This is a genomic window from Lentilactobacillus rapi DSM 19907 = JCM 15042 (assembly GCF_001436255.1).
In the GTDB taxonomy this organism is placed as follows: Bacteria; Bacillota; Bacilli; order Lactobacillales; family Lactobacillaceae; genus Lentilactobacillus; species Lentilactobacillus rapi.
This window is the reverse complement of record NZ_AZEI01000013.1, coordinates 21,593-45,419: the sequence shown is the minus strand read 5'-3', so window position 1 is coordinate 45,419 and position 23,827 is coordinate 21,593. Positions and strand designations below refer to the sequence as shown.

General features: G+C 42.8%; 22 protein-coding genes and 1 other annotated feature. Of the genes, 14 read left to right on the top strand and 8 right to left on the bottom strand.

The window, feature by feature from the left end; translation table 11 throughout:
* Positions 1-56 precede the first annotated feature (56 nt).
* The 4 genes from FD12_RS02040 to FD12_RS02025 all read right to left on the bottom strand — a co-directional run bounded on the left by FD12_RS02040 (position 57) and on the right by FD12_RS02025 (position 3,387).
* On the bottom strand, positions 57-1,355 hold the full coding sequence (locus FD12_RS02040) for a GntP family permease (protein ID WP_225427323.1): 1,299 nt from the start codon (positions 1,353-1,355) through the stop codon (positions 57-59).
* Between the two features lie 395 nt (positions 1,356-1,750).
* A complete protein-coding gene (locus FD12_RS02035; protein ID WP_054747573.1) occupies positions 1,751-2,575 on the bottom strand; it encodes a YitT family protein in 825 nt (274 codons plus the stop codon).
* Between the two features lie 57 nt (positions 2,576-2,632).
* Positions 2,633-2,989 (bottom strand): fluoride efflux transporter FluC, encoded by a 357-nt coding sequence (locus FD12_RS02030; protein ID WP_054747571.1) that lies wholly within the window; start codon positions 2,987-2,989, stop codon positions 2,633-2,635.
* A complete protein-coding gene (locus FD12_RS02025; RefSeq protein WP_054747569.1) occupies positions 2,986-3,387 on the bottom strand; it encodes a fluoride efflux transporter FluC in 402 nt (133 codons plus the stop codon). The genes FD12_RS02030 and FD12_RS02025 overlap by 4 nt, the downstream gene beginning before the upstream one ends.
* A gap of 146 nt (positions 3,388-3,533) precedes the next feature.
* Between FD12_RS02025 and FD12_RS02020 the strand changes: the two genes are divergently transcribed.
* The 6 genes from FD12_RS02020 to FD12_RS14120 all read left to right on the top strand — a co-directional run bounded on the left by FD12_RS02020 (position 3,534) and on the right by FD12_RS14120 (position 9,672).
* Positions 3,534-4,235 carry an ABC transporter ATP-binding protein gene (locus tag FD12_RS02020; RefSeq protein WP_056981406.1) on the top strand — a complete coding sequence of 234 codons (702 nt, stop codon included), beginning with the start codon at positions 3,534-3,536 and terminating at the stop codon, positions 4,233-4,235.
* A 119-nt stretch (positions 4,236-4,354) separates the two neighbouring features.
* Positions 4,355-4,596 (top strand) — a binding site (T-box leader).
* A 62-nt stretch (positions 4,597-4,658) separates the two neighbouring features.
* Positions 4,659-5,564, top strand: coding sequence for a proline iminopeptidase-family hydrolase (locus FD12_RS02015; protein ID WP_054747567.1), 906 nt, complete (start codon positions 4,659-4,661; stop codon positions 5,562-5,564).
* A 20-nt stretch (positions 5,565-5,584) separates the two neighbouring features.
* Positions 5,585-7,219 carry a peptide ABC transporter substrate-binding protein gene (locus FD12_RS02010; protein ID WP_054747566.1) on the top strand — a complete coding sequence of 545 codons (1,635 nt, stop codon included), beginning with the start codon at positions 5,585-5,587 and terminating at the stop codon, positions 7,217-7,219.
* A gap of 259 nt (positions 7,220-7,478) precedes the next feature.
* Complete coding sequence (locus FD12_RS02005; protein ID WP_056981404.1) at positions 7,479-8,540, top strand: YdcF family protein; 1,062 nt, start codon at positions 7,479-7,481, stop codon at positions 8,538-8,540.
* A 32-nt stretch (positions 8,541-8,572) separates the two neighbouring features.
* The gene (locus tag FD12_RS14125; RefSeq protein ID WP_225427326.1) at positions 8,573-9,277 is read left to right on the top strand and encodes a VanZ family protein; all 705 of its coding nucleotides are present in this window, start codon (positions 8,573-8,575) and stop codon (positions 9,275-9,277) included.
* Positions 9,238-9,672 carry an RDD family protein gene (locus tag FD12_RS14120; RefSeq protein WP_225427333.1) on the top strand — a complete coding sequence of 145 codons (435 nt, stop codon included), beginning with the start codon at positions 9,238-9,240 and terminating at the stop codon, positions 9,670-9,672. The genes FD12_RS14125 and FD12_RS14120 overlap by 40 nt, the downstream gene beginning before the upstream one ends.
* 204 nt (positions 9,673-9,876) lie before the next feature.
* Here the strand turns inward: FD12_RS14120 and FD12_RS01995 are convergent, their stop codons facing one another.
* Both FD12_RS01995 and FD12_RS01990 read right to left on the bottom strand, forming a co-directional pair.
* Entirely contained in the window at positions 9,877-10,371 is a 495-nt protein-coding gene (locus FD12_RS01995; RefSeq protein ID WP_054747564.1) for a C39 family peptidase, read from the bottom strand.
* A gap of 128 nt (positions 10,372-10,499) precedes the next feature.
* A complete protein-coding gene (locus tag FD12_RS01990) occupies positions 10,500-10,790 on the bottom strand; it encodes an HPr family phosphocarrier protein (RefSeq protein ID WP_054747561.1) in 291 nt (96 codons plus the stop codon).
* A 461-nt stretch (positions 10,791-11,251) separates the two neighbouring features.
* Here FD12_RS01990 and FD12_RS01985 point away from each other — a divergent pair, with 461 nt between their 5' ends.
* The gene (locus tag FD12_RS01985; RefSeq protein WP_056981402.1) at positions 11,252-12,388 is read left to right on the top strand and encodes an exonuclease SbcCD subunit D; all 1,137 of its coding nucleotides are present in this window, start codon (positions 11,252-11,254) and stop codon (positions 12,386-12,388) included.
* On the top strand, positions 12,385-15,519 hold the full coding sequence (locus tag FD12_RS01980) for an AAA family ATPase (protein WP_056981399.1): 3,135 nt from the start codon (positions 12,385-12,387) through the stop codon (positions 15,517-15,519). The genes FD12_RS01985 and FD12_RS01980 overlap by 4 nt, the downstream gene beginning before the upstream one ends.
* Positions 15,520-15,663: 144 nt before the next feature.
* On the opposite strand, the gene FD12_RS01975 is transcribed toward FD12_RS01980, so the two are convergent.
* Complete coding sequence (locus FD12_RS01975) at positions 15,664-16,659, bottom strand: Gfo/Idh/MocA family protein (RefSeq protein WP_056981397.1); 996 nt, start codon at positions 16,657-16,659, stop codon at positions 15,664-15,666.
* Between the two features lie 291 nt (positions 16,660-16,950).
* On the opposite strand from FD12_RS01975, the gene rbsK (FD12_RS01970) reads away from it, so the two are divergent.
* From rbsK (FD12_RS01970) to fucP, 3 genes are all read left to right on the top strand, one after another.
* The gene (gene rbsK, locus FD12_RS01970) at positions 16,951-17,883 is read left to right on the top strand and encodes a ribokinase (protein ID WP_054747556.1); all 933 of its coding nucleotides are present in this window, start codon (positions 16,951-16,953) and stop codon (positions 17,881-17,883) included.
* A 28-nt stretch (positions 17,884-17,911) separates the two neighbouring features.
* Positions 17,912-18,307: a D-ribose pyranase gene (rbsD, locus tag FD12_RS01965; RefSeq protein ID WP_056981394.1), complete on the top strand. Its 396-nt coding sequence runs from the start codon at positions 17,912-17,914 to the stop codon at positions 18,305-18,307.
* Positions 18,308-18,479: 172 nt separating this feature from the next.
* Entirely contained in the window at positions 18,480-19,838 is a 1,359-nt protein-coding gene (gene fucP, locus FD12_RS01960) for an L-fucose:H+ symporter permease (protein WP_056981393.1), read from the top strand.
* Positions 19,839-19,923: 85 nt separating this feature from the next.
* Here the strand turns inward: fucP and FD12_RS01955 are convergent, their stop codons facing one another.
* Entirely contained in the window at positions 19,924-20,886 is a 963-nt protein-coding gene (locus FD12_RS01955; RefSeq protein WP_225427276.1) for a sugar-binding transcriptional regulator, read from the bottom strand.
* 150 nt (positions 20,887-21,036) lie between these two features.
* Between FD12_RS01955 and deoC the strand changes: the two genes are divergently transcribed.
* From deoC to rbsK (FD12_RS01940), 3 genes are all read left to right on the top strand, one after another.
* Positions 21,037-21,690 (top strand): deoxyribose-phosphate aldolase, encoded by a 654-nt coding sequence (gene deoC / locus FD12_RS01950; protein WP_056981391.1) that lies wholly within the window; start codon positions 21,037-21,039, stop codon positions 21,688-21,690.
* Positions 21,691-21,789: 99 nt separating this feature from the next.
* On the top strand, positions 21,790-22,806 hold the full coding sequence (locus FD12_RS01945) for an aldose 1-epimerase family protein (protein WP_054747550.1): 1,017 nt from the start codon (positions 21,790-21,792) through the stop codon (positions 22,804-22,806).
* A gap of 18 nt (positions 22,807-22,824) precedes the next feature.
* Positions 22,825-23,757: a ribokinase gene (rbsK, locus tag FD12_RS01940; protein ID WP_054747548.1), complete on the top strand. Its 933-nt coding sequence runs from the start codon at positions 22,825-22,827 to the stop codon at positions 23,755-23,757.
* The last annotated feature ends 70 nt before the right edge of the window (positions 23,758-23,827 follow it).

Below are 23,827 nucleotides of genomic sequence, written 5' to 3'. Positions count from 1 at the left end.
TCATTCATGAATCATGATGGCTTCACCAAATCAGCTTGCATCAGATACGGGCAACTTTAGAAGAAACCGTACATCACCGTTGCGACAATGGTCATTGAGAGGCCAACCATTGATTCGTATACGATCGAACGGGAACGTTCTTTGATTTCCATGTGCATCGCGTTAGCCGTAACGTGGAAATAATTTCCATGTGGTAAATGATCAATCACCGTCGCTCCGGTGTGAACCATTGCTGCGGCGGCTAGTGGACTTACTCCGAAGCCGAGAATCGCTTTACTAAATGAGCCGGTTGCGAGGATAACCCCCGTTGAAGTCGAGGCGGCTGCTGCAGCCATCAGGATTCCTGAAATTGGGGCCAGGAAGACACCCGAAACGTGACTAACCTTAATCAGGCTGATGATTTCGGTTGGTAAACTGGATGACGTAATCAAGGCACCAATCATTCCGGCCCCCAACAAAATCATCACCACGTCAGTCATTCGCGTAATGCCTGATTGGGCATATGACTTGAGATGGGTTCCTTTTCTCATTGCCAAGGAGCCGATAATTGCGGCGATCGGCAAGACGTACATCGCATCCAAGTTCAATTTTGTTAAAAAGCCAACGTGAAAAATGGAGCCGATTGGATTGAGCAGAAGTAAAATAATTGCCAGAACTGGTGTAACCAACGAAGATCCCAAAGATGGCAGATCTTTGACATTGGTTTCTTGAGTCAGGTTTGCCAAATCAGTGTCCAAGACTTTAGAGCCCTTGTTTCGCAACAGTGAGGCAACCAAGACTGCCACAATCAAACCAACGACCGCTGGAATAAAGTCGGCAATCATCACTTGGCTTAATTCCAAACCAAAGCCTTTTGCCGCAGCAATCGTATTGGGATTAGGTGAAATCACATTTCCGGCCTTTCCGCCACCAGATAGAGCGACTAACAAGGCTAGCTTTGAAATATGCATCCGTTCACCAACTTCAAGCGCAATTGGGGCAACGATTAAAACGGCAACTGGGATGAAGACCCCTACCCCAGTAATCACCATTGTCGCAAAGGCCAGACTGAACAGCGCCAGTCGATCGCCAAGCTTATTAACGATCGCCCGGGCAATTGTATCCGCGGCACCAGATTCCATCATGACACCAGCCAGCATCCCTGCAGCAATAACTCGCAAGATCGTTCCAATGACACTTTGAGAGCCTTGAATGAGGACATTAATTGTCTGAACAAGGTTATCGCCGCCAATCAGACAGCCAACAATGGCCCCCAACATCAATGAATAAACCGGGTTGAGCTTCCATAAAATCAAAATAATAGCAAGGGCTAAGCCTAGTAAAGCTGCCCACCAAGGTAAAATTAACGTTCCCACTATTTATGCCTCCTAAGAAATAAAGATTATATACCAATGAACCGTTTTTTTTGGAAGTCACCCCCTGAATTGGTATATTAATAGCATCTGCAGAAAAACGCAGAAACTATACCGATAGTATACACGATTGTGTAAGCGAATTCACATAACTTTTTAAGAATCTTTTTAACGCCTTCACCACTGAATGAAAGCATGATGGCTTTTGAAGTTTGCTCACGATTTCTCATTCTAGCACATTATGATCAATTAGTGATTCATTTTGAAAATATTTTTCATTTTTATAAATGAAATAACCCATCTTAATCCACAAACTAAAACAAGCTAAGAGTACTTCCAGTTAACGGTTGATGTCCAACCGTCTCTAACCAGATGTCCTCTTAGCTTGTTTATTTGAATCATAAAAGTTTCCCCAGGGCCTCACCTTTGACACTATGAACATTATCCACGACTACTAAAGCTTCGGGATCCACGCTCGACACCAATGGCACAATTTGGGCCACTTGTTTATCCGTGCAAATCACGTAAATCATCGGCCGCTTTTCTTGGTGGTAATACCCCTTGGCCTTAATCAGCGTAATTCCTTGGTGCAGCACAGCTGACAACTCTGCGGTCACTTCATCAGTCTGGGCTGAAATAATTGTCACCGCTTTGCGGGCACCGAATCTCGACAAGAGTCCATTCAGCACAACCGCTGAAACATACAACTCAATAACGGTCAAGATCATATTTTGAAAACCAATAATTAATCCTGAAGGAATCGCGACTAACAAATCAAACATCAGCATTGCCGAGCCGTTTTGCATGCCAAAATAGCGGTTAACAATTTTGGCCAGTATGGTACTACCGGCAATGGTTCCTTCACCACGAAAAATGATCTCCATCGCGATTCCCATCAAGACACCGCCAGCAATCGCCGGAATCAGCGTTTGATTTGTATGATAATTCAACAACGGTGGTAATTTTAAGAAAATCGAAATCCATAGAACTGCCCAAAGTGAATACCACACCGTATGTTTTTCAAGATACCGAAACCCGACCAGCATCAAAATACCATTCAAAACAAAGTTTGTGTAAGCTGGGGGAATATGTAATGCGTAATACCCAATTGTTGTCAGACCAGTCACGCCACCCTCACCAATTTGATGGGGAATCAAAAAATCATTGATAGCGATCGCATAAATAAATGCGCCGATCACGATCTGAAGACCATTTTGCACCATCTGCCTTGTCTTTAATTGAATCGAATCCACCTCCCTAACGATTTCATTATATCTCACTTACCGAATGAGCATTCCTAACCACAATCCGAAAACGACGGCAGCGATCCCCAGCCCCACGGTAGCAACCCAATAGATCGTGGCAATGCCAAACCGCTGATTTTTCACCAACACAAACGTGTCTGCAGTGAACGTTGAAAATGTCGTGAAGCCCCCACAAATCCCGGTAAGCAAAAAGAGTGACAACCTGTTATCAATCAGCATCCCGGTTAAAACGCCTGCCAGCAATGCCCCCAGCACATTAATCAATAATGTTCCAAATGGAATAATAGGTGCTAGCCGTTTCCCCAATATCGTTAATTCATAACGCCCCACTGCGCCGATCCCGGCCCCAACTGCCACATACATCAAATTCATATTTTCTGCCTCCAGTCAATGACATGGGCAGTTCCAAAACCCAGCATCGCCATGAAAAAGCCACCAACTAAATTGACGGTTAAATACAGGATGGCAATCGCTAAATGGGTTGTCGCTGTTTGCACAAACTGCACGCCAAAAGTCGAAAAAGTGGTGAATGAACCGACGATTCCAGTTCCTAATCCTAAAATCAACCATTCGGGCAAATCAACGTGCAGATCCAATCCATAAATTGTAAATACCAATAAATAGCAACCAATCAAATTTACGGAAGTGGTCGCCAGCAAAGAATGACTGCTTCCCAACCATTTGCCAACCTCATATCTTCCAGCACCACCAGTCATACCGCCAATGAAGACAGACAAAAGTTGGCCAATTTTATACCAATTCACAGGCATTATGGCTTCCTCCTCGATGAAAACTTATTTCATCAGTATAACGGAATTGGCAAAAGTTTTCAGCCCACTTTTTCTTCGGGAGTAGTTGTCATTAGTTAAAATAATAGGCTATAGTTACTGTATAGAATAAGGCAGGAGGATCTAGGATGGCATATATTGACGTCAAACACGTTTCAAAAATTTATGGCAGCGGTGAGCAAGAAGTGCGGGCAAATGACGATATTAACTTCGAGATTGCCAAGGGTGAGTTGACGATTATCGTTGGGGCATCAGGCGCCGGCAAATCCACATTGCTCAACATTTTGGGTGGTATGGACACACCAACTCATGGCCAGATCATTGTGAATGGCAAGGACATTTCAACGGACACCAGTAAGCAATTGACGACCTATCGCCGCCACTCAATTGGCTTTGTCTTTCAATTCTATAACTTGATTCCGAATTTAACGGCGCTGGAAAATGTTGAACTGGCCTCGCAGATTTCTCCCGACGCATTAGACGTTACCGAAGTGATGCAGGAAGTTGGTCTCGGCAAGCGGATGAATAATTTCCCAGCCCAACTCTCCGGTGGTGAACAACAACGGGTTGCCATTGCCCGAGCCATCGCCAAGAATCCCGAATTATTACTATGTGATGAGCCCACTGGTGCCCTTGATTACAAAACCGGCAAAAGTATTTTGAAATTGTTGCAGGATTTTAGCCATAAAACTGATAAAAACGTCATCATTGTGACCCATAATGGCATGATTAAGCCAATGGCCGATCATATCATTGAGATTGGTGATGGTCAGGTTAAGCAAGATAAGCTAAATGATCGGCCGAAACCGGTTGAGGAAATTGAGTGGTAGTATATTTAAGCATTCAAAAGACAACTCGGCCACCCCTTCGATTATTTTTTAGTAGCTGCGGTTGACATTCTGACATCATGGCGTTAATCTAATGTCATTAAATATTGATGAGTAAATTAAAAAACGCTTTGAGAGGAATAGTAAATCAACTGAATGATTTAAGAGAGCTTTCGTTTGGTGAAAGAAGGCAAATTGAGTTGGTTGAAAGTAATCCTTGAGCGGCAGAAATGAACAAATTAGTTTCTGATGGTAGCCACCCATTATGATTGGCCGTGTATCGCAGATGATTTCATTTGCCGTACATTGAGTGTTCAGTTTTTTTCTGGACGATAATAGGTGGTACCGCGGAAACGCCCTATGTAAGTGAAAACTTATGTAGGACGTTTTTTATTTACTCAGCAATCAAAGAATGGAGTGGTTTTGATGCAACAAGGAAGTCAAATTTTGACGTTAGATAATGGGTTCCATCTATTTACGCGCACAGTCGGTGAAGGTGATATTCATCTTCTATGTGTTCATGGTGGCCCCGGCAGTAACCATGAGGAATTTGAAAATTTTGCCCAAGGATTAGCGAAATATCACGTTCAAGTATCGATGTATGACCAGCTAGGATCCTTTTATTCGGATCAACCTGATTTTACTCAACCGGCAAACCAAAAATACCTGACGTTAGATTATTATCTTTCAGAATTAGAAGAAGTTCGCCAAAAATTAGGCCTGGAGAACTTTTATCTCCTTGGTCATTCATGGGGCGGCATCCTGGCCCAAGAATATGCCCTTAAATATGGTGATCATCTAAAAGGCTTAATCATCATGAGTATGATCGATAACATTGAAGAATATACCACCCATATTAACCGGCTTCGGGAAAAGACTTTCACAGAACTGGAAATTGACTACATGAAAGCTGTCGAAAAAGACGAGCGCTTTGACGACCCCAAGTACCAAGATCTCGTTGCCCAGCTTTATAAAATTTACGTCACAAGGCATCCTGAACGAGCCCCTCGTCATTTGGTTGAGACTATGGCCACGCCAGTATACAACTACTTCCAAGGAAATAATGAGTTCGTGATGGTTGGCAAACTTCGCGAATGGGATCGCAGAAAAGACATCCACAAAATAACGAACCCAACGTTGTTAACATTTGGGGATCACGACACCATGCCCCTCGATACTGCCAAACGGATGGCTGACACGATTCCCAACGCTCGGCTTACGCTTACGCCAGATGGTGGTCATTGTCACAGCATTGATAATCCCAAAGCGTTTTTCCAAACCCTTGGCGAATATCTACAAGACGTTGAGGATGGCAATTTTAATACCAAATAATTCGAATGGAGGAAATCAACATGAACAAACATCTCTTATCATTTGCAGCAATTAGTCTTTCAGCATTATTGTTAGCAGCATGCGGCGCCAAGGGCAGTTCACACAATTCAGCGAGTAGTCACAATTCAATTTCTTTAATGCAAACCAACGAACTCCTTTCTTTGGATACCTCAGCAGTTGCTGACCTGCCTATTTGGAATACTTTGGAAAATAGCATGGAAGGCCTGTATCGGGCCAATAGTAAAAATGAGCCGACGCCTGCCATGGCAACCTCAATTGCCAAACCAACTAATGATGGTAAAACCTACACCTTCCACCTTCGCAAAAATGCCAAATGGAGTAACGGTGATCCGGTAACTGCGACCGATTTTGTAAAAGCTTGGCGAAGAGACGTTTCCCCAACCGCAAAATCTGGTTATAACTACATATTCTCGGGCATTAAGAACGCCGATGCGATCACGGCCGGGAAGAAATCATATAAGACACTTGGCGTTTATGCCCTCAACAAACATACCTTGCAGGTTCAACTGGATCATCCAATGCCTTACTTCATTAAAATGATGGTCTTGCCTGCATTCTTCCCGCAAAGCAGCACCGCCCTTGATAAATTTGGTTCAAAATATGGGACTAAATCTCAATATATGTATTACAATGGTCCGTTCAAAGTCACCGGCTGGAATGGGACTAATGATAATTGGACATTGAAGCGAAATTCCCATTATTATGATCAATCAGCAATCCATTTAAGCTCAATTAAGATGCAGGTTGTTAAAGATCCCAACACCGCTCATAACCTATTTACACAAGGAAAACTTGATGACGCCACTATTAGTGGGGTTACCGCTAAAGGCCTGCAAAAAAATAAAGATCTCATTCACGTTGAAAAAGCTGGAACCTACTATCTTCGACTCAATCAGCGGAATGGTCAGCCCCTCAACAACGCTAAATTACGGCAAGCAATCAGCCTCGTGATTGACCGAGATAAACTAACCAAAGATATTCTGTCTGATGGTTCTCAACCGGCTTACACTTATACATCAAAGGATACGGCGACGGACCCGACTACCGGTAAAGATTTCGCTGAAGAAACCAAGCCAAAAGAAACCTACAACATTGCCAAAGCCAAAAAGTTATGGGCTGAGGGCCTAAAAGAGTCCCATACTAAAGGAAACATTCAGCTCCGATTAACCGGTGACGATCAAACAATCACCAAAAACGTTGCCCAGTTCATTCAAGCATCGATTAAGCAATCACTTCCAGATGCTAAAGTCAATATTTCCAGTTTGCCAGCCAAAGGATTACTCAATACTGAAACTGCCGGCAAATTCGATATTTTGCAAACCTTATGGCTGTCAGATTTCGCTGATCCAATCAGTTTTATGGGCATTATGACTAAAAATAGTCCCCAAAACTATGGTAAATATGACGATGCCTACTTCGATAAGCAGTATCAAGAGGCAACCAGTGACAATGCAAAGAATCAGTCCAAATATTGGGCAAATCTTCGTAACATGCAAACTCGTTTGAATGAACAGATGCCAGTCATCCCACTCTATCAAATGATTGAAAGTCACTTGGTAAATCCACATCTAAAGGGCGTTCTTCACCACCCAGCTGGAGAAGATGATTATACGCGAGCTTATTTAACAAAATAACAATTTCAAAAAACACAAATTCCAGCAAAATGAAATTTGTGTTTTTTCTGCTATGTGAAATCATCATTATCATTGGCCCTTAAATTCCTGTATAATACTAGCATGAGTGTCATCCTACGCAATTGGGGTGACCTTTTTAGTTGCGTCATCGTGTCTCGATGATCCCGAATTCACACCTAGCCATTTCTTTATGACTGGCTTCAAAATTCTTTGCCTAACCACCATCACTGAAATATAATAACAGAAAGGGGTGTTTGACTTGGCCGTAACACTTATTCCTACTGTGATCATTTTCTTGATCCTCGCGGGAACATTATGTACATATTTAATTCGTAACCGAAATTCATCCATGCTGGGCTGGCTAGCCAATTTTTCACTTTTGGCGCTGCTGGTCTTATTTGTCCAACTCATCTCAGTTTTTAACAACCAAACCTTAGGAATCATTTTAGGCTTATTGATCGCCTTGGTTGGCGCCGTCGTTTTTGTAGGGTTGACCCTTAGTTTTGTGTTTTTATTCTGGAATGCCATTATTGTCTGGAAACGTGAAGGCCATAGCCTCAGCAGTTCGCTGACCTTAATTGTGGGTATTGGCGTGGTTTTAGCTGATATTTTAATCTTCTTCAACCCCATTCATGCTCCCGAACCCATCAAATTAGGCGTAATGTCATTTTTAACCTACGTCATCTTTTACGTCCTGCTCACTGTCTGGAATACGATCACCTCAATGCTGCTGTATCATTGGTACTTCCCCAAAAAAGACAAGGACTACATTATCGTGCTGGGGAGTGGTCTAATTGATGGCTATAAAGTTGGTCGCCTGTTGGGGAACCGCATTAACACCGCCATTGATTTTTATCACAAGCAACTTCAAACCACCCATAAACGGGCTAAGTTGATCTTTTCCGGAGGCCAAGGCGCTGACGAAAAGCTCCCAGAAGGAAAGGCAATGCAGCAATATGCCATTGATCACGGGGTACCTGAAGCCGACACCTTGGTTGAAGATCGATCGGTCAACACCAAGCAGAATATGCAATTTTCCGAACAAATTATCAGAAATGACGGTGGTTCTGACACAAGCAAGAAAATCTTTGTCACCAACAACTACCATACTTTACGGGCCGGCATTCTCGCTCATCAATTAAAAATTGCCGCTTATGGGTTAGGGGCTCCGACACCATTTTATTTCCTTCCCAACGCCGTCATTCGCGAGTACCTCGCATTGTTTGTGATGCACAAGAAGTTCCACCTGACCGTCTTTATTCTAATGCTTGCCCTGTCAATCACATTGGCCATCGGCGCGCTGTTAGTGCCAAAGCCTTAATCATTCATTCAACATCAACTGAGGAGAACTTCATGTCACAATATATTCACGTCATTTACACTGCTGCCATTATTTTTCCAATGATCGCCATGGTGATCACCCTGCCAATCCTTTTGGTTAACTACCATCGCTATGGAGCATTACCAAAATGGAATATTTTCATGCTTTACACATTCGTGTTCTATATGCTGTGTGCTTACTTTTTAACGATTCTACCGTTGCCATCGAGGAGCTACGTTGCTCACTTAACGACACCGACCCATAACTTTGTCCCATTCACGTTCATTACCTACTTTTTGAAATATAATCCATTTTCTTTGACCCATCCCAGCACTTGGATTGCTGCCTTAAAGGCGCCAACGGTGATCCAGCCGGCCTTTAACCTGCTGTTAACCCTGCCGTTTGGGTTTTATCTGCGGTATTATTTCAATCGCAACTGGAAGCAAACCGTCCTGTTAAGTTTCTGTCTGTCGCTATTTTATGAGTTAACTCAATTGTCCGGTCTGTACTGGATTTATCCCCGGCCGTATCGGTTATTCGATGTCGACGATTTAATGCTCAATACCCTTGGTGGCTTTCTTGGTGGCAGTCTGGCCATCTGGCTGGGGCGCTTTCTGCCGAATAAACAAAAGGTCGACAAATCCGCCGTTGCCAAGAGTCAAAATATTTCGGTCATTCGCCGGGGACCGCGTTGGCAGTGGATTGGATCATTATTTACATTGTCAGTGACATTTTAAATATCTTTCTCGGCCCAAAATGGTTGGTCACTTTCATCGTTGGGGCGATCTATATCCTTGGCGCTGAAATCACGAATCAAAAAACGTTCGGTATGCGAATCGTCGGCATTCGGCTGACAAACCGATTCGGTCAAGATGCCACTTGGCTGCAGATCTGTCTGCGAAACATGATTGCCTACGGGATTATCGGCGGCACCTTTGGCATCCAAGGACGTTTACTGGACATGACTGCCTACGCCCCGTCTTCAGAATTAATCACCATCCAAAAAATTGTCCTAGCCCTCTCATTCGTTCTCCTTTTGATTCTGGTGGACCTATTAATTGACACATTTTCGCAAAAGCACCGACTCTTCTTCGAACGTTTGAGTGGCACGGATACAAAAGTTGGTCAATAAAAGATTGCTATTCAAATTGAACGCTTGGAACATGAGGTTGCAGATTGTGTGTAAATGCATTTGGTTTTCTCTCTTATATTGATAAAACTTGCAACAAACGGCTGATACCGGCCATTTAAGCCAAAAAAGTAATGCATTCAAAAACCAGAATGCATTACTTTTTTCACTTAAATTCTGGGATCAAATCGCCTTTCGTCCCAATCTCTAATAACTCAACGCCAGCTTTTGTTGATGATTTCGAATTGCTTCAAAAGCTGAAATTGGCATTGATGTTTGTTCACCGGTCCAACAATCATTATAGTAGATCACTTTATCATCAAATCCGGTCATAATCAGCGCATGGGTATTAAAGCCGTCAAATTGACCGACCCAGGTGACAATCGGATGTTTCGTATTGGCAAGGTACTCGCTCAATTTGTTAATTGGCTGACCACTTAAGTTGACAGCCTTCCCAGCGTATTTCGTAACCAGCTCGATTAACGCCGGTGGATAGATACTATTCCCATCCTCGGTAAATGGATCTCCTACAAATCCCTTATTTGGATCAAAGTGGTCGTACGGCATTTCATGAGCAAGTGAAACTTTATCGACATTTGCGCCAGCATACCGCAGCATCATTGTCACGGCCGTAATTTCACAGCCGGTCGGTAACTCTGGCCGCTGGGTAATGAGTGGAACGGAAAGTTTGGTGGTGGGCATGAGGAATCTCCTTTAGCTAACTCATTGGAAAACAACCCAAAAGTCACTCGTTAATTGAGTAACAAAACAACTCAATAGCTAGTGATTATATTTGATCATCATGAAACTTAATTGACGAAAAGTCATTTCTAAGCTTCCCGTCTCATGTCTACATCTTCAACCAGTCCTTCAGTCTTCAGCTGTTCATCAATCCCATTCATGGCTTCAACTTCATCTTCGCCTTCTACTTGAATCCGGATGTCGCTGCCATTAGGAATTCCAAGCGACATTACGCCCATGATTGACTTGAGGTCGGCGCGTTGCTGACGGTAAAAAACAGTGATTTTTGCTTGATATTCGTTTGCGACCATGACCAGCTGGGTGGCAGGTCTAGCCATAATTCCGGTTTCGGCATTAACTCGATATTCTTTTTCTAACATTTTAAATGTCCCTCTTTCAGATTTTATAAATGAGTTTTTTATTAATTAACTTTAGTTTATAGTGTAAGCGATTTCAATTTTATAATCAATGGTTATTTTACGATAAATGGTGTCGAAAAGTGATATTTTAGTAAATTTTAACATTATCATTTAGCAAAATTCTGAACTTCTTTTGAAAATTATTGCAATTCTATTCGGTTAATTATTTTATAAATATCCATTGTTTTTTCGTAAATAGCCATTTTAACGAATACCGCGAGTACCTATTAAAAGGAAATCATGATGATGCCCTTCTCTTGCCAACTTTGAGGCTCGTCTTTGTGGTTGAAAAAATTTTGACTGAGCGTCATTCCGCGATTGCTTTCAATTTTTACCAGAGATATACTCAAAACAGACTGAACTTAATCCGTATATATATAATGAGAGCCATCATAAATTGGACATTGAAGGGACGTAATCATATGCGCTTTTTACATACTGCTGATTGGCACATTGGCCGGCGCCTGCACGGCTTTGACCTGACTTCCGAACAAAAGAATGCTTTTGAGCAAATCGAAAAAATTGCCATTGACGAAAAAGTCGACGGGATCATCATTGCCGGCGACCTCTACGATCGCAGCATGCCCGCCGAAGATTCAGTGGCTCTTTTGAACCAAATGATTGAGAAGTTAAACTTAGCGGACAAATTTCCCATCTACGCCATTTCTGGCAACCATGACAGTGCCACGCGCCTATCTACCGGTTCCAAGTGGTTCAAGCAAACCAACTTTTACCTGCATACCAGGCTGGACCAGGCATTTAAACCAATTGAGCTGCCTGACACCCAACTATTTTTATTGCCTTACTTTGAACTTTTTGATGCTCAACAATACTTCAACGATGAGACGATCAAGCACCTGGATCAGGCATTTAAACCAATTGCTGAGAAGATGAAGACGCAGTTTAATCCCCAGAAGAAGCACATTTTAGTGGCCCATTTCTTCGCGGACGGCAGTACTCAGACCGCTTCTGAAACCCAGCTAACCGTTGGTGGCCTGGCTGCCGTACCGGTTGCCCTCCTTCAAGATTTCGATTATGTTGCTCTCGGCCACTTGCATGGCAAAGACGCCCTTCACGCTGACAACGCCAGATATAGCGGCTCGCCGGTCAAGTTCTCATTGTCCGAAGCCAACCAGCAAAAGGGTGTCTTTATCGTGGACACCGATCCAGTCAAGCTGACCTTTAAGCCGATCAAACCGTTATGGGATGTCCAGAAATTGACGGAAACTTTTGCGACCTTAACCGATAAGGATTTTTATCAGCAATTGAATCTAGATAACTACTACGGCATCACCCTGCAGGATACCAAACCAATTCCGAACGTTCTCGCGCAATTACGAAACATCTATCCTCACATCATTTCGTTGGACCGGGAAAACGGGTATGAAACCGCAATTGACTATCGGGGAGAAAGTGGCAAACAAATCCGCCAGAAAGACCCAATGGCACTCCTAGCCGATTTTTATCAACAAATTGCCAAAGAGGACTTAACCGAGCAACAAAAAAAGTGGGCCACCGAAGCACTGAAGGCTGCCAATGATGGGGGTAAAAAATCGTGAAACCATTAAAATTACACATGCAAAATTTCGGTCCCTATGAAGATGAAACTATTGATTTTAACAAATTAGATCAAACGCCTGTCTTTTTGATCGCCGGCAACACCGGTAGCGGCAAGACCACCATCTTTGACGCCATTACCTTTGCGTTGTTCGGCGAAGGCATTACCCAAGACCGTGACCCAGCAAGTTTACGGTCGGATTTTGCTGACTTTGACTCGCCGACCAGGGTTGAACTGACATTTGAACATCAAGGCAAAAAATACGTGATTGCCCGCCAACCTAAACAAACATTGAATAAACAACGGGGATCCGGTCAAAAAGTTTACGAAGCCAAAGGGACGCTCAGCTTTTTTAAAGACGACAAAAAAGTTAATGAAATTAAGCGGATTTCAGAAATAACCGGCAACATCGAACGGATTCTCCAACTGACCCGCCAACAGTTTGTCCAGATTGTCTTGTTACCCCAGGGGGATTTTCGCAAGTTTTTAGCCGCCAGCAGCTCGGATAAGGAAACGTTATTGAGAAATATTTTCCATACTGATATTTACCGTCGTTGGAGCGATGCTTTGAATGCAAAATTACGGGACATGAACGCCAACGCTAAGCAGTGGCAGCAGGCTATTCAAGACAATTTAGCCAGCGTTGATTGGGTTGACGCTCCTACTGACATTCAAGCTCAAAGTACAGAGAATCAGATTCAAGCATTGAAGGCCCAACAAAAAGTCGCCAAGGCAGATTTGGCCGCACTGAAGGCAAAAGTTGACGACGCCCAAGATCAAATCACGAAGCAGTCTTCGAAGATCAATGCTGATGAACAGATGAATACACAGATCAAGGAACTGGAAAACCAACGTCAAGCGCTGACCCAACTTAGTGCCAAAAAAGCCGATTATGATAAGCTCAAGCAAGAAATCGATCAATTAACTTGGGCCAAGGATTTAAAACCAAAATATGACCATTTTCAAGAACTCCAGGCAACCATTCAGAATTTTCAGGCAAAGCTGGCAACCGTTACTAATGAATTAGCAGATCATAAAGTTGCGCAAAAGACTGCAGAGAAGACCCAAAGAACGCTTCAAGATAAACAGCGTGCTCAAGCAGAATTGAAGGACCGCATCCCCGTCTTAACAAAACAACGGCAGTCCTTCAAAAAAGCAGCTGATTTAGCACAATCGTTAAGTGATTCCGAGGGCCGGCTTGCTGACCTCAAGAAGCAGCTAACTGCCACCAACCAATCAATGGCTGATCTCCAGCAACAAACTGCCCAAATTGATGCCGATTTAAAGCAACGAGACCCCCTGAAGGATCGTCGATACCTGCTTAAGCAAACCAGCGATCAATTAACCAATTACAAGCAACAACTGAAGGATTTGTGGCACCAAAATACCGAAAACCAGAACCTGGAAGCTCAAGTTTCTGCCGCTAAGACGGCTTTACTTACTGCCAAAAAACAGGTGGCAGCCACTCAGACCAACTATGATGATTTGCGCAACGACTGGCTGCAGAATCAGATTATGAATTTAGTTGACCAGTTAAAAGATGGCACCCCTTGCCCCGTTTGTGGGAGTCTGGATCACCCGGCACCCGCTCACGTGGTCGATGTTCGAACAGTTTCCAATGCGCAAATGAAGGCTGCCCAAAATCAATTGCAGGCAGTGAAGGATACCGCTACGCAACAGGAATCCCAGTTGGCGAACCAAACGGCCCAGTTAACCAAGCAAACCCAACAGTTTCAAACGACATTTGCGGCATTGATTGCCGAATTTGAGGAGCGAAAAATCACCGAAAACCCGATTAGTGATTTGCAAAGTGCCGTGCAAGTCATCAAAAATCAGATCAATCAAAATCAACGAGCAATCAGTGACATTGACGATCAGCTTCAAGAATTGGCCGACAAAGCCGAAAAACAGGACCATATCAAGCAACAACTCAGCGCTTTAATGGAGAAATCCACCAACCTCAATTCGGAACTTCAGACCAACGAAAAGGATTTGGCGAAAACTAAGGGCACCTTAGAAACAATTCAGGCAGATTTACCAGCAGAATTTAAGGATTTGTCAACTTTGGACACCTATTTAACTGAAATTACTGATTCTGTTCAACATTACGAAAATGCGGTTAAGGCTAACAATCAGGATTTGAACCAAATCAGCAATCAAATTTCCGAGAGCAACGCCACGATTAAAGGATTGAACCAAAACATCAAGGATAATCAGCAGAAATTGACAGCGGTTCAGGAATTGATCACCAACGCAATTCAAAAGCAATTTGGCACGGCTGAGTGGTCCAAGTTCGAATCTTGCTTGGAGCAGCTATCTCATTTGGCTGATTACCAACAGCAGGCCAAAGACTATCAACAGCAAGTTCAAAGTGCCAAGGTCGCCATTGAGACCTACGAAAAGAACATCGGCGATCACAAGCCAGTTGACCTTGAGGCAGAACGAGCAAAACTCGCTCAATTGACTCAAGTTCGGGATGATTTGAACGCTGAGTCAAAAGTTCAGAACAACCGCTACATTTTAAACGGTAATTCACTGAAGCAAATCAATAAAAGTTACAAGGATATCCATAACCAGCAGGAAAAGCTCACTCAATTGGAGCAGCTAGTATCGACCGTTACCGGAAATAATGATGCCAAATTGGGGCTGGAGCGCTACGTTTTGCGGGCTCAGTTGGCAGAAATTTTGAACGTCGCTAATGAACATTTGAAACAATTGAGTTCCGGCCGTTACCACCTCTTGTTACACAAAGAGTCCGGCACCTATCAAAAGGATACCGGACTAGAAATTGACGTTTACGATGATACCGTTGGCGAAACCCGCAGTGTCCACACCTTGTCAGGTGGCGAAAGCTTCATCGTGGCGTTAAGCTTGGCATTAGCTTTAGGAGAAGTTATCCAAAATGAAGCTGGTGGCATCAGCATTGACACCCTATTTGTCGACGAGGGCTTCGGCAGCTTGGACCAAAGCTCGCTGGCAACCGCCATGGCGGCGCTGGAAAACATTGAGAGCAGCAACCGGACGATTGGCATCATCAGCCACGTGGCGATGCTAAAGGATAGTATTCCCTGTCAGATTCAGGTGCAGACCGTTGGGCAGGGGAAGAGTGCGGTGAAGATGGTGGGGGTGTGAGAACGTCCATTCAGACTTTTTTGAAATGACTTAATCAATTAAAGAACGGGACTGGCTAGCGTAATCATAACTGAGCACGCTAATCAGTCCCGTTTTTAGAGTATGCAATAGCCTCAGTCAGTTGTTAACTATTTTTCGGTTGATCTACTCACCCTCAAATTTAATATGGGCAGATTTCCGTAAATCAAAAAGAACGCGATTAACCCCAACACTAAGTTTCAGCCAGCGATCGTAGTCTTGCTTATTCTTAGCATTATCAGGATCTGAAATGACTCTGGCAAAATCGAGGGCTTCCGGCAGCATCGGATTTTGGTCAGTTTGTTCCCCAATCGGACTCCGCTGGCCTTTTGCATCAATATAGTTAACCCGCTGAATTTCACCTGCATCATCGAGCTCAATGACGTCTTTTAAGCCATAAATTTCTGAAGTCATATACGAATTAGAAATTTTTGAAAAGTTCAAAGTGACGTTGTAATTTGGATAACTAAGAATGGCAGTCCCTTTTCCATCAACTCCAGTGGAAACCAGTTGGGGATAATAAGTTGCCGCGGTTGGCAAACCGAATAAGGTCACGGCATCATAAACCGTATAAACGCCTAGATCTTGCAATGCCCCACCAGCAAATTTCAGTGAGAAAACATTGGGTTCCTCGCCAGCTAAAACTTTATCATATCGTGAAGAGTATTTAGAGTAAGTAAATTCAGCCCCCTGGACAAGCTTTAGATCAGCCAATTTCTCGCTGATTGCTCGGAAGTTTGGCGTGTGAATATTTCTAGCAGCCTCAAAATAGCTGACGGTTGGATGTTCCTTCAACAATGCTTGGATCTGATCCATTTGATCAACATTCATAAATGCTGGCTTTTCAACAATCACATTTTTTTCATGATCAATTGCTTGTTTCGCCTGATCAAAGTGGAGACTGTTAGGTGACGCAATGTAGAGAGTATCAAAGTCCCCCTCGTTGAAAAAAGTTTTCAAGTCATCAAACGTCTCGGTTGCCCCATTATGATCAGCGAAACTTTTAGCCGTATCCAGATGACGAGAATAGACACTTGTTAATTGGTAGCGCTTAGACTCCTTGATAGCATCAATAAACTGCTGGGTAATCCAATTAGTACCAATAATACCTAATTTAATCATTTTTTTATCCCTTCTCAAATAGAATTTCAACATATTAACTTTATGACAAGTATCTCTTCCTAGCAACTAAAAGAATCTACCAATGATATGAAAAAAATTTTAAGTGCTTGAAAACGTTTTATTGGCGGGGTTTTGGCGAGGTGAAAGAATTTTCTAACGGATAAAATAGTTGAAAGCGATTCCAGGTTGTGCTATCTTATTCAATTGTAAAAGGATTTAGTAAAACGTTTATCTAAAACCTTTTAAGGAACATTTGATAAACATCAATAAAACAACATTGGAAGTGGTCTTTTGAACAAAGTAACGGTTTTAGGCAGCTTAAACGTTGACACAACTTTTAGAATTAAAGACTTCCCCCAAGCAGGGGAAACAGTTCAAGTTAAATCAAAAAGTAACGCTGCTGGCGGCAAGGGTGCCAATCAAGCAGTAGCTGCTGCTCGGGAAGGTGCCCAAACCTCATTTATTGGTCAGATTGGCAATGATGGTGCTGGTCAATTCATGCTAGATTCACTGAAAGCCGACAAAATTGACAGTACTTTTGTTAGCGAAAATGAAAGCGTTGGCACCGGAACTGCTAACATCATGCTTGATGATAATGGTCAAAATTGCATCTTAGTTTATGGCGGCGCCAACCAAACACTCACTGCTGAAGAGGTCCAAAAAGCAGAACCAACGATTAAAAATTCAGATTTTGTTGTTGCTCAATTCGAAACACCTCAGGATGCCGCAATTGCTGCTTTTAAGATCGCCAAACAAAACGGTGTGACAACCGTTTTAAATCCAGCGCCAGCACCAAGCAATGGCATCAAGCCGGAATTGTTGAAGTTAACCGACATCATTGTTCCTAATGAACTGGAAAGTGCTTCAATTACTGGCATTAAAATTACTGATCAAGTTTCAATGACGGCAACTGCTAAGAAATTTGCCGATCTGGGTGTTGCCAACTTGATCATCACAATCGGTGATAAGGGTGCTTTTTATTCAACTCCAGACAAGGCAGAAATGTTGCCTGCATACAAAGTCAAGGCAGTGGATACAACCGCCGCAGGTGATACCTTTATCGGCGCCTTTGTATCCCAAGTTGCCCCAGACTTTTCAAACATCGTCTCAGCTGTAAAGTTTGCGCAACACGCAAGTTCACTGACGGTTCAACGACTAGGCGCTCAACCTTCAATTCCAACCCTAGACGAAGTATTGAAAGTTGAAAAGGAATCAGCTTCATAAAATTGAGTATCCAGAAAGGAATTATAAAATGAAAAAAACAACTGTTATTAATTCAGAGTTATCAACCGTTATTGCTGGTATGGGCCACATGGACTGGTTAAGCATCGGTGATGCCGGCATGCCAGTTCCAATGGGAACCAAAAAGATTGATTTGGCATTAACCAAAGAAATCCCCAGCTTTATGGACGTCCTAAAGAATGTTTTGGCCGAGCTTAAAGTCCAAAAGATTTATTTAGCCGATGAAATTAAAACTCAGAATCCAGATCAATTAAAAGCTATCAAAGAAGTTTTACCAGATGTTGAAATTGAATATATGCCCCATTCAGATTTGAAAAAGGACTTGGCTAAGTGTCACGCATTCGTGCGAACCGGCGAAATGACCCCATTTTCAAATATTATCCTTGAATCCGGCGTAACGTTCTAATCGCATTTGATTTAGTTTTTGCAATTTATATTTTAGGACAGCTGCGCAAAGCAGAAGCTTGCACCTAAGTCTACTTGGACAAAAATCCAAGCCCGGGATTTCCGGCCAAGTAAACTTAGGCTCCAGCTTCTAAACGCTTTGCTCCGCTCACTTACTTTAGGAGGACTCAAATATGGAAGCAAGTCGTCACGTGGTTGAAGAGAAACACGGCTGGAAACAATATGCCGATGGCTATCTCAATAAAACACCTATTTTCCAATTCCTATTAGTTTCATTAATTTTCCCACTATGGGGAGCAGCAGCATCACTGAATGATATTTTAATCACCCAGTTTAAGACTGTTTTTATGCTTAACGATGCTGCAACCGCCTTTGTTCAAAGTGCCTTTTATGGTGGTTATTTCTTAATCGCCATCCCAGCTTCAATTGTTATTAAAAAACAAAGTTACAAGTTTGCTATTATGACTGGTTTAATCTTTTATATCGTGGGTTGTGCAATGTTCTTCCCCGCTTCACGAGTAGCAACCTACACCATGTTCTTAGCTTCAATCTTTGCAATTGCCGTTGGGTTGAGCTTCCTGGAAACATCTTGTGATACTTACAGTTCAATGATTGGACCGCGTAAATATTCAAACATCCGAATGAACATTTCGGCAACTCTGGTACCACTTGGTGATATTGCCGGAATTGTCTTAGGTAAATATTTAATCTTTGGTCACGTGGGTAATTTGTCAGAAACCATGAGTCACATGCATGGCGCTGAACGAATTGCTTATGGTGAAAAGATGCTTCAAATGACTTTGCAGCCATACAAGTACATTTTAGTTGTCTTAATTGCCATTTTAATTGTTTTGGCTTTGACGCCAATGCCTAGTTCAAAAGCTGTTAGTCTTGATAAAGAAAAAGCAACACAGCCAAGCTTAATCGAAACCCTTAAGTACCTTGCTAAAAACACTCGATTCAAAAAAGGAATCATGGCACAATTCTTCTATGTTGGTATGCAAACCACTGTTTGGTCATTCACCATTCGGTTGGCCCTTAACTTGAATACCAGCATTTCAGATAGTGATGCAAGTACCTTTATGATTTACAGTTACGCCGCTTGGTTCTTTGGTAAATTGTTTGCCAGCTACTTGTTGAAAGACCATTCCATTACCGGTGTTTTAGCTATCTTCTCAGCCCTTGGAACGTTGACGTTAATTGGCGCAACTACGATTCCAAACATGACTGCCGTTTGGATGGCTATCGCTGCTAGTTTCTTCTTCGGTCCAGAATGGCCAACGATTTATGCTCATACGCTTGATACGGTTGAAGATAAACGATTCACTGAAACCGCTGGTGCCATTGTTGTTATGGCCATTGTCGGTGGTGCTGTTATCCCAGCTATCCAAGGATTAGTTTCCGACTTCACTGGTTCAATGCAACTTTCATTTATCGTACCAACTCTTTGCTACGTTATCGTGACAATTTACTTCTTCTTTGAATATCGTTACGATCTTGCTCACCCAGAACAAATCGAACAAAATCAATAAAAGTAACCTGTTTCGTTACAAACAATTTTGAAAAATAAAAACGTTTGGTCACTATTTACAGGTGATCAAACGCTTTTGTCTTTAATCAGTACTTTAATAGATCCTTGGCAACCGCCTGGTCGACGACTAAGACATTGGCATAGCCGCCGGTAAGCGCCGCATGAATTGGCAAAAGCTTGGGTTCCCCGCCAGCAACCAGGATTGAATAAGCCTTGTGCTTTAACTTATCCAATGGAATGGCAACCGTCCGTTTGTCTAGCTGAGGATCAGCAAGCTGACCATCGAGGGTAATAAAGTGGGAGATGACATCTCCGACTGCTTCTTTCTGTAACTTCTTAATCTGTTGGTTATCAAGATATCCTAGGCGAAATAACATGGCGTTGGGCCGGGTCGTTCCGACCGTAAAGATAGCGATGTTGGCGTCATAGCCTTCTTTAATAACATCTTTGATAAAATAATCGCTGGTTGCGGCTTCTTTTACCCTAGAATCACCAAAGATAACCGGCAACGGTAGAACATTTGCTTGGGTATGAAAAGCCCGATTAAATTTGTTAGTAATATCTGCGGAAAAATTACCTTCGTGAGAATTCGTGACGCTCCCTTTTAACTGGACGACTTTAACATTCTGGTGGTGATCCTCGCGTAAGTGTTCGGCCACTGCCTTCATTGTCTTGCCCCAATTAATACCGATAATGTCGTCATCCTTTACAATCTCATGAAGATAATCGGCAGTTGCTTTGCCCAAATCAGTCAAAATCCGTTTTTCTGTATGGGTAGGTTCCAGGGTAACAATGACGCGTTTTAACTGATACTTATCTTGTAACTGTTGTTCAAGCAGTGGAATATCTTCGAAGGGATCAACCACCTCTATTCGAACAACCCCTTCCTTGCGAGCTTCTTGAAGTGCCTTGACAATCGTTGGCCGGGACAAATTAAGCTGCTTGGCAATTTCGATTTGACTTAAGCCGTTTTGATAGTACAGCCGACTAATCTTAACAAGTCGTTTAAAATGTTCATCTGCTTTTGACCTTTTCGCGATATCCATCATCGGTAGCCACCTTTCATCGGGAACCTGTTATTATCATTAAGCTTAACATAAATTACTTTATTTTACATATGTAAATATATTACGTTTACATATGTATGATTTAATGATAGATTAAAGATATAAAAGAAAAACTGAAAAGAGGATGTATTCATGGAAAAATTAAACCAGTACATTGATCACACGTTACTCAAACCTGAAGCAACTCAAGAAGATGTCGATCGCGTTGTTAAAGAAGCCATCGACAATGATTTCTATTCGGTTATGATTAACCCATATTGGGTTTCACACGTTCATAATTTGCTAGCCGCCACCAACGTCAAAACAGCAACCGTGATCGGTTTCCCCTTGGGAGCAAACACGACCAACATCAAAGTTGCCGAGGCTAACCAAGCGATTGAAGATGGCGCCGATGAAGTCGATATGGTGATGAATATTGGCGAATTTAAGGGCGGAAATTACCAAGCCGTTCAAGAAGATATTCAATCCGTTGTGACAGCTGCTCATAAACGTAATACGCTCATTAAAGTGATTATCGAAAATGCGCTATTAACTGATGATGAGATTGCCAAGGCGTCTGACATTGTCGCAAATACTGGGGCTGACTTCGTGAAAACTTCGACTGGATTTTCAACGAGTGGTGCCAAGGCCCATGATGTTGCCATTATGAAAAAAGCCGTTGGTGACCGCATTAAAGTTAAGGCTGCCGGTGGCATTCATTCTGCCGAAGATGCCGAAAGTATGATCAAAGCTGGCGCCTCCCGATTAGGTACCAGCGCCAGCCTTAAGATTATTGGCAAAGAATAAAGCTTAACCTAACAGAGAATCCAATCACGTTCAAATTCTCTGTTTATTTTAAGGAAAGATTGTAAGCGCTTCATATATAAATAAAGGAGATCCAAACTCATGAAATCACTTAATCTAAGTCACGCAATGTTTACGGATGCACCCTTTGAATTATTCAAAGATGATCATTTCGCAGTTGAAACCTTTACTTATCCTTCAGGGATTGAAGGCTTAAAGCTCAAGAACTCCAAGGGTGCCCTAACTGTGCTCCCCTTCCAAGGATTAATCATTTGGGACGCCATCTTTGACAATATTTCCCTCAAAATGAAAGACATGTTTACTCAACCATTACCTGGTCCGGGAATTGCCGACACCTACGGTTGTTTCCAATTCACGTCAGGCCTATTAGCTAACGGAACCCCAGGGCCCGAGGACGATTATCAATTGCATGGTGAATTCCCAACTTCGCCAATGAATGAATCCCACTTAACTTTTGGCAGTGATACGATCACCATCCACAGCAGTTATGAATACGTTAAGGGCTTTGGCGATCACTATCTGGCTGAACCGAACGTCACCATGCATCAGGATAGTGGCTTGTTTGATATTCACTTAAAAGTCACCAACCTGTCCAATTATCAGCCGATGCCGCTTCAGTACCTCTGCCATATGAACTACGCCTACGTTTCCGATGCTGAAATGAGTTCAAATGTGCCCGATGAGGCTTTCCAACTTCGCCAAACCATTCCTGCTCACGTTCACCCAACTCCAGAATGGACAGCATTCAACGAAAAATTGAAAGCCTCGGGTAAGTTGATTAACAAATTAGATGATCCCGATCATTATGATCCGGAAATTGTCTTCTTCTCATCAGATTTGTCAAAGTATGTCGACGATGCAGAGTTCCGAGTCAACATTGGTAATGGCAAAAACTTCCTAACCAAATTTTCAACAAAACAGTTTCCAATTGGCACCCGCTGGATTCTTTATAATCCAGATCAACAGGTTAATGCATTTGTTATCCCTGGAACCAGTACACCAGAAGGCTTCGCTGCCGCTAAGCAAGCCGGCACCCTGATTATGTTGAAGGCGCATGAATCCCGTGAATTCAAAGTAACAACCGGATTGGAAAAGTAATCTAAGGAGGAACTTATCATGACAAAAAGTGACGTTTTAGTAATTGGTTCAAATATGATCGATTTAATTACCTACATTGATCGTATGCCTGTTGAAGGCGAAACCGTTGAGGCTCCCGACTTTCAAATGGGGTTTGGCGGTAAAGGCGCTAACCAAGCCGTGGCAGCTTCCAGATTAGGTTCCAAGGTCAGCTTTATCTCAATGGTTGGTAATGACACGTTTGGCAAACAGCAGCTCGCTAATTTTAAGGAAAATCACATTGATACCACTGGCGTTGGCATTGGCACTAAGAGTAGTGGTGCCGCACCAATTTTTGTTGATCCGACCTCAGACAATCGAATCCTGATTATTAAAGGTGCCAACAACGAGTTAACTCCAGAGGTTCTGGACAAATATGTCGACTTGATTAAAAATACTAAGATCATTGTCTTACAGCAAGAAATTCCGTTGGAAACCAATTATCATGCAATCGACTTGGCCAATCAATTCGGCGTGCCGGTCCTCTTGAACCCAGCGCCCGCAAACAAAGACTTGGACATTAATCATGTATCTAAAGTTGACTTCTTCTCACCAAACGAAACTGAGTTAGCCACCCTAACCGGTATGCCAACCAATGATATGGATGAAATCAAGCAGGCAGCCAAACACATGATTACGTTGGGTGTTAAGAATATGATGGTTACCTTGGGATCCAAAGGGGTTCTCTGGGTTGCTAAAGATCGTGGTGAATTAATCCCCGCTGTCAAGGTTAAAGCTGTCGATACAACCGGTGCTGGTGATTCCTTTATCGGATCGTTCGCCCACTACTTTGCTCAAGGCGAAGATGTGCCGACTGCTCTCAAACACGCTAATCAGTACGCCGCAATCACCGTTACCCGCCGCGGCACGCAGAAGTCATATCCAACTTGGGATGAAATGAAAGCGCTGTCGGGATCATCTTCGGTACGCTGATAAATTATAAAATTGTTTTAGTGGAAATAAGCTTTAAATTAAGTGCACTCAATTCATTGAGTAACTACTT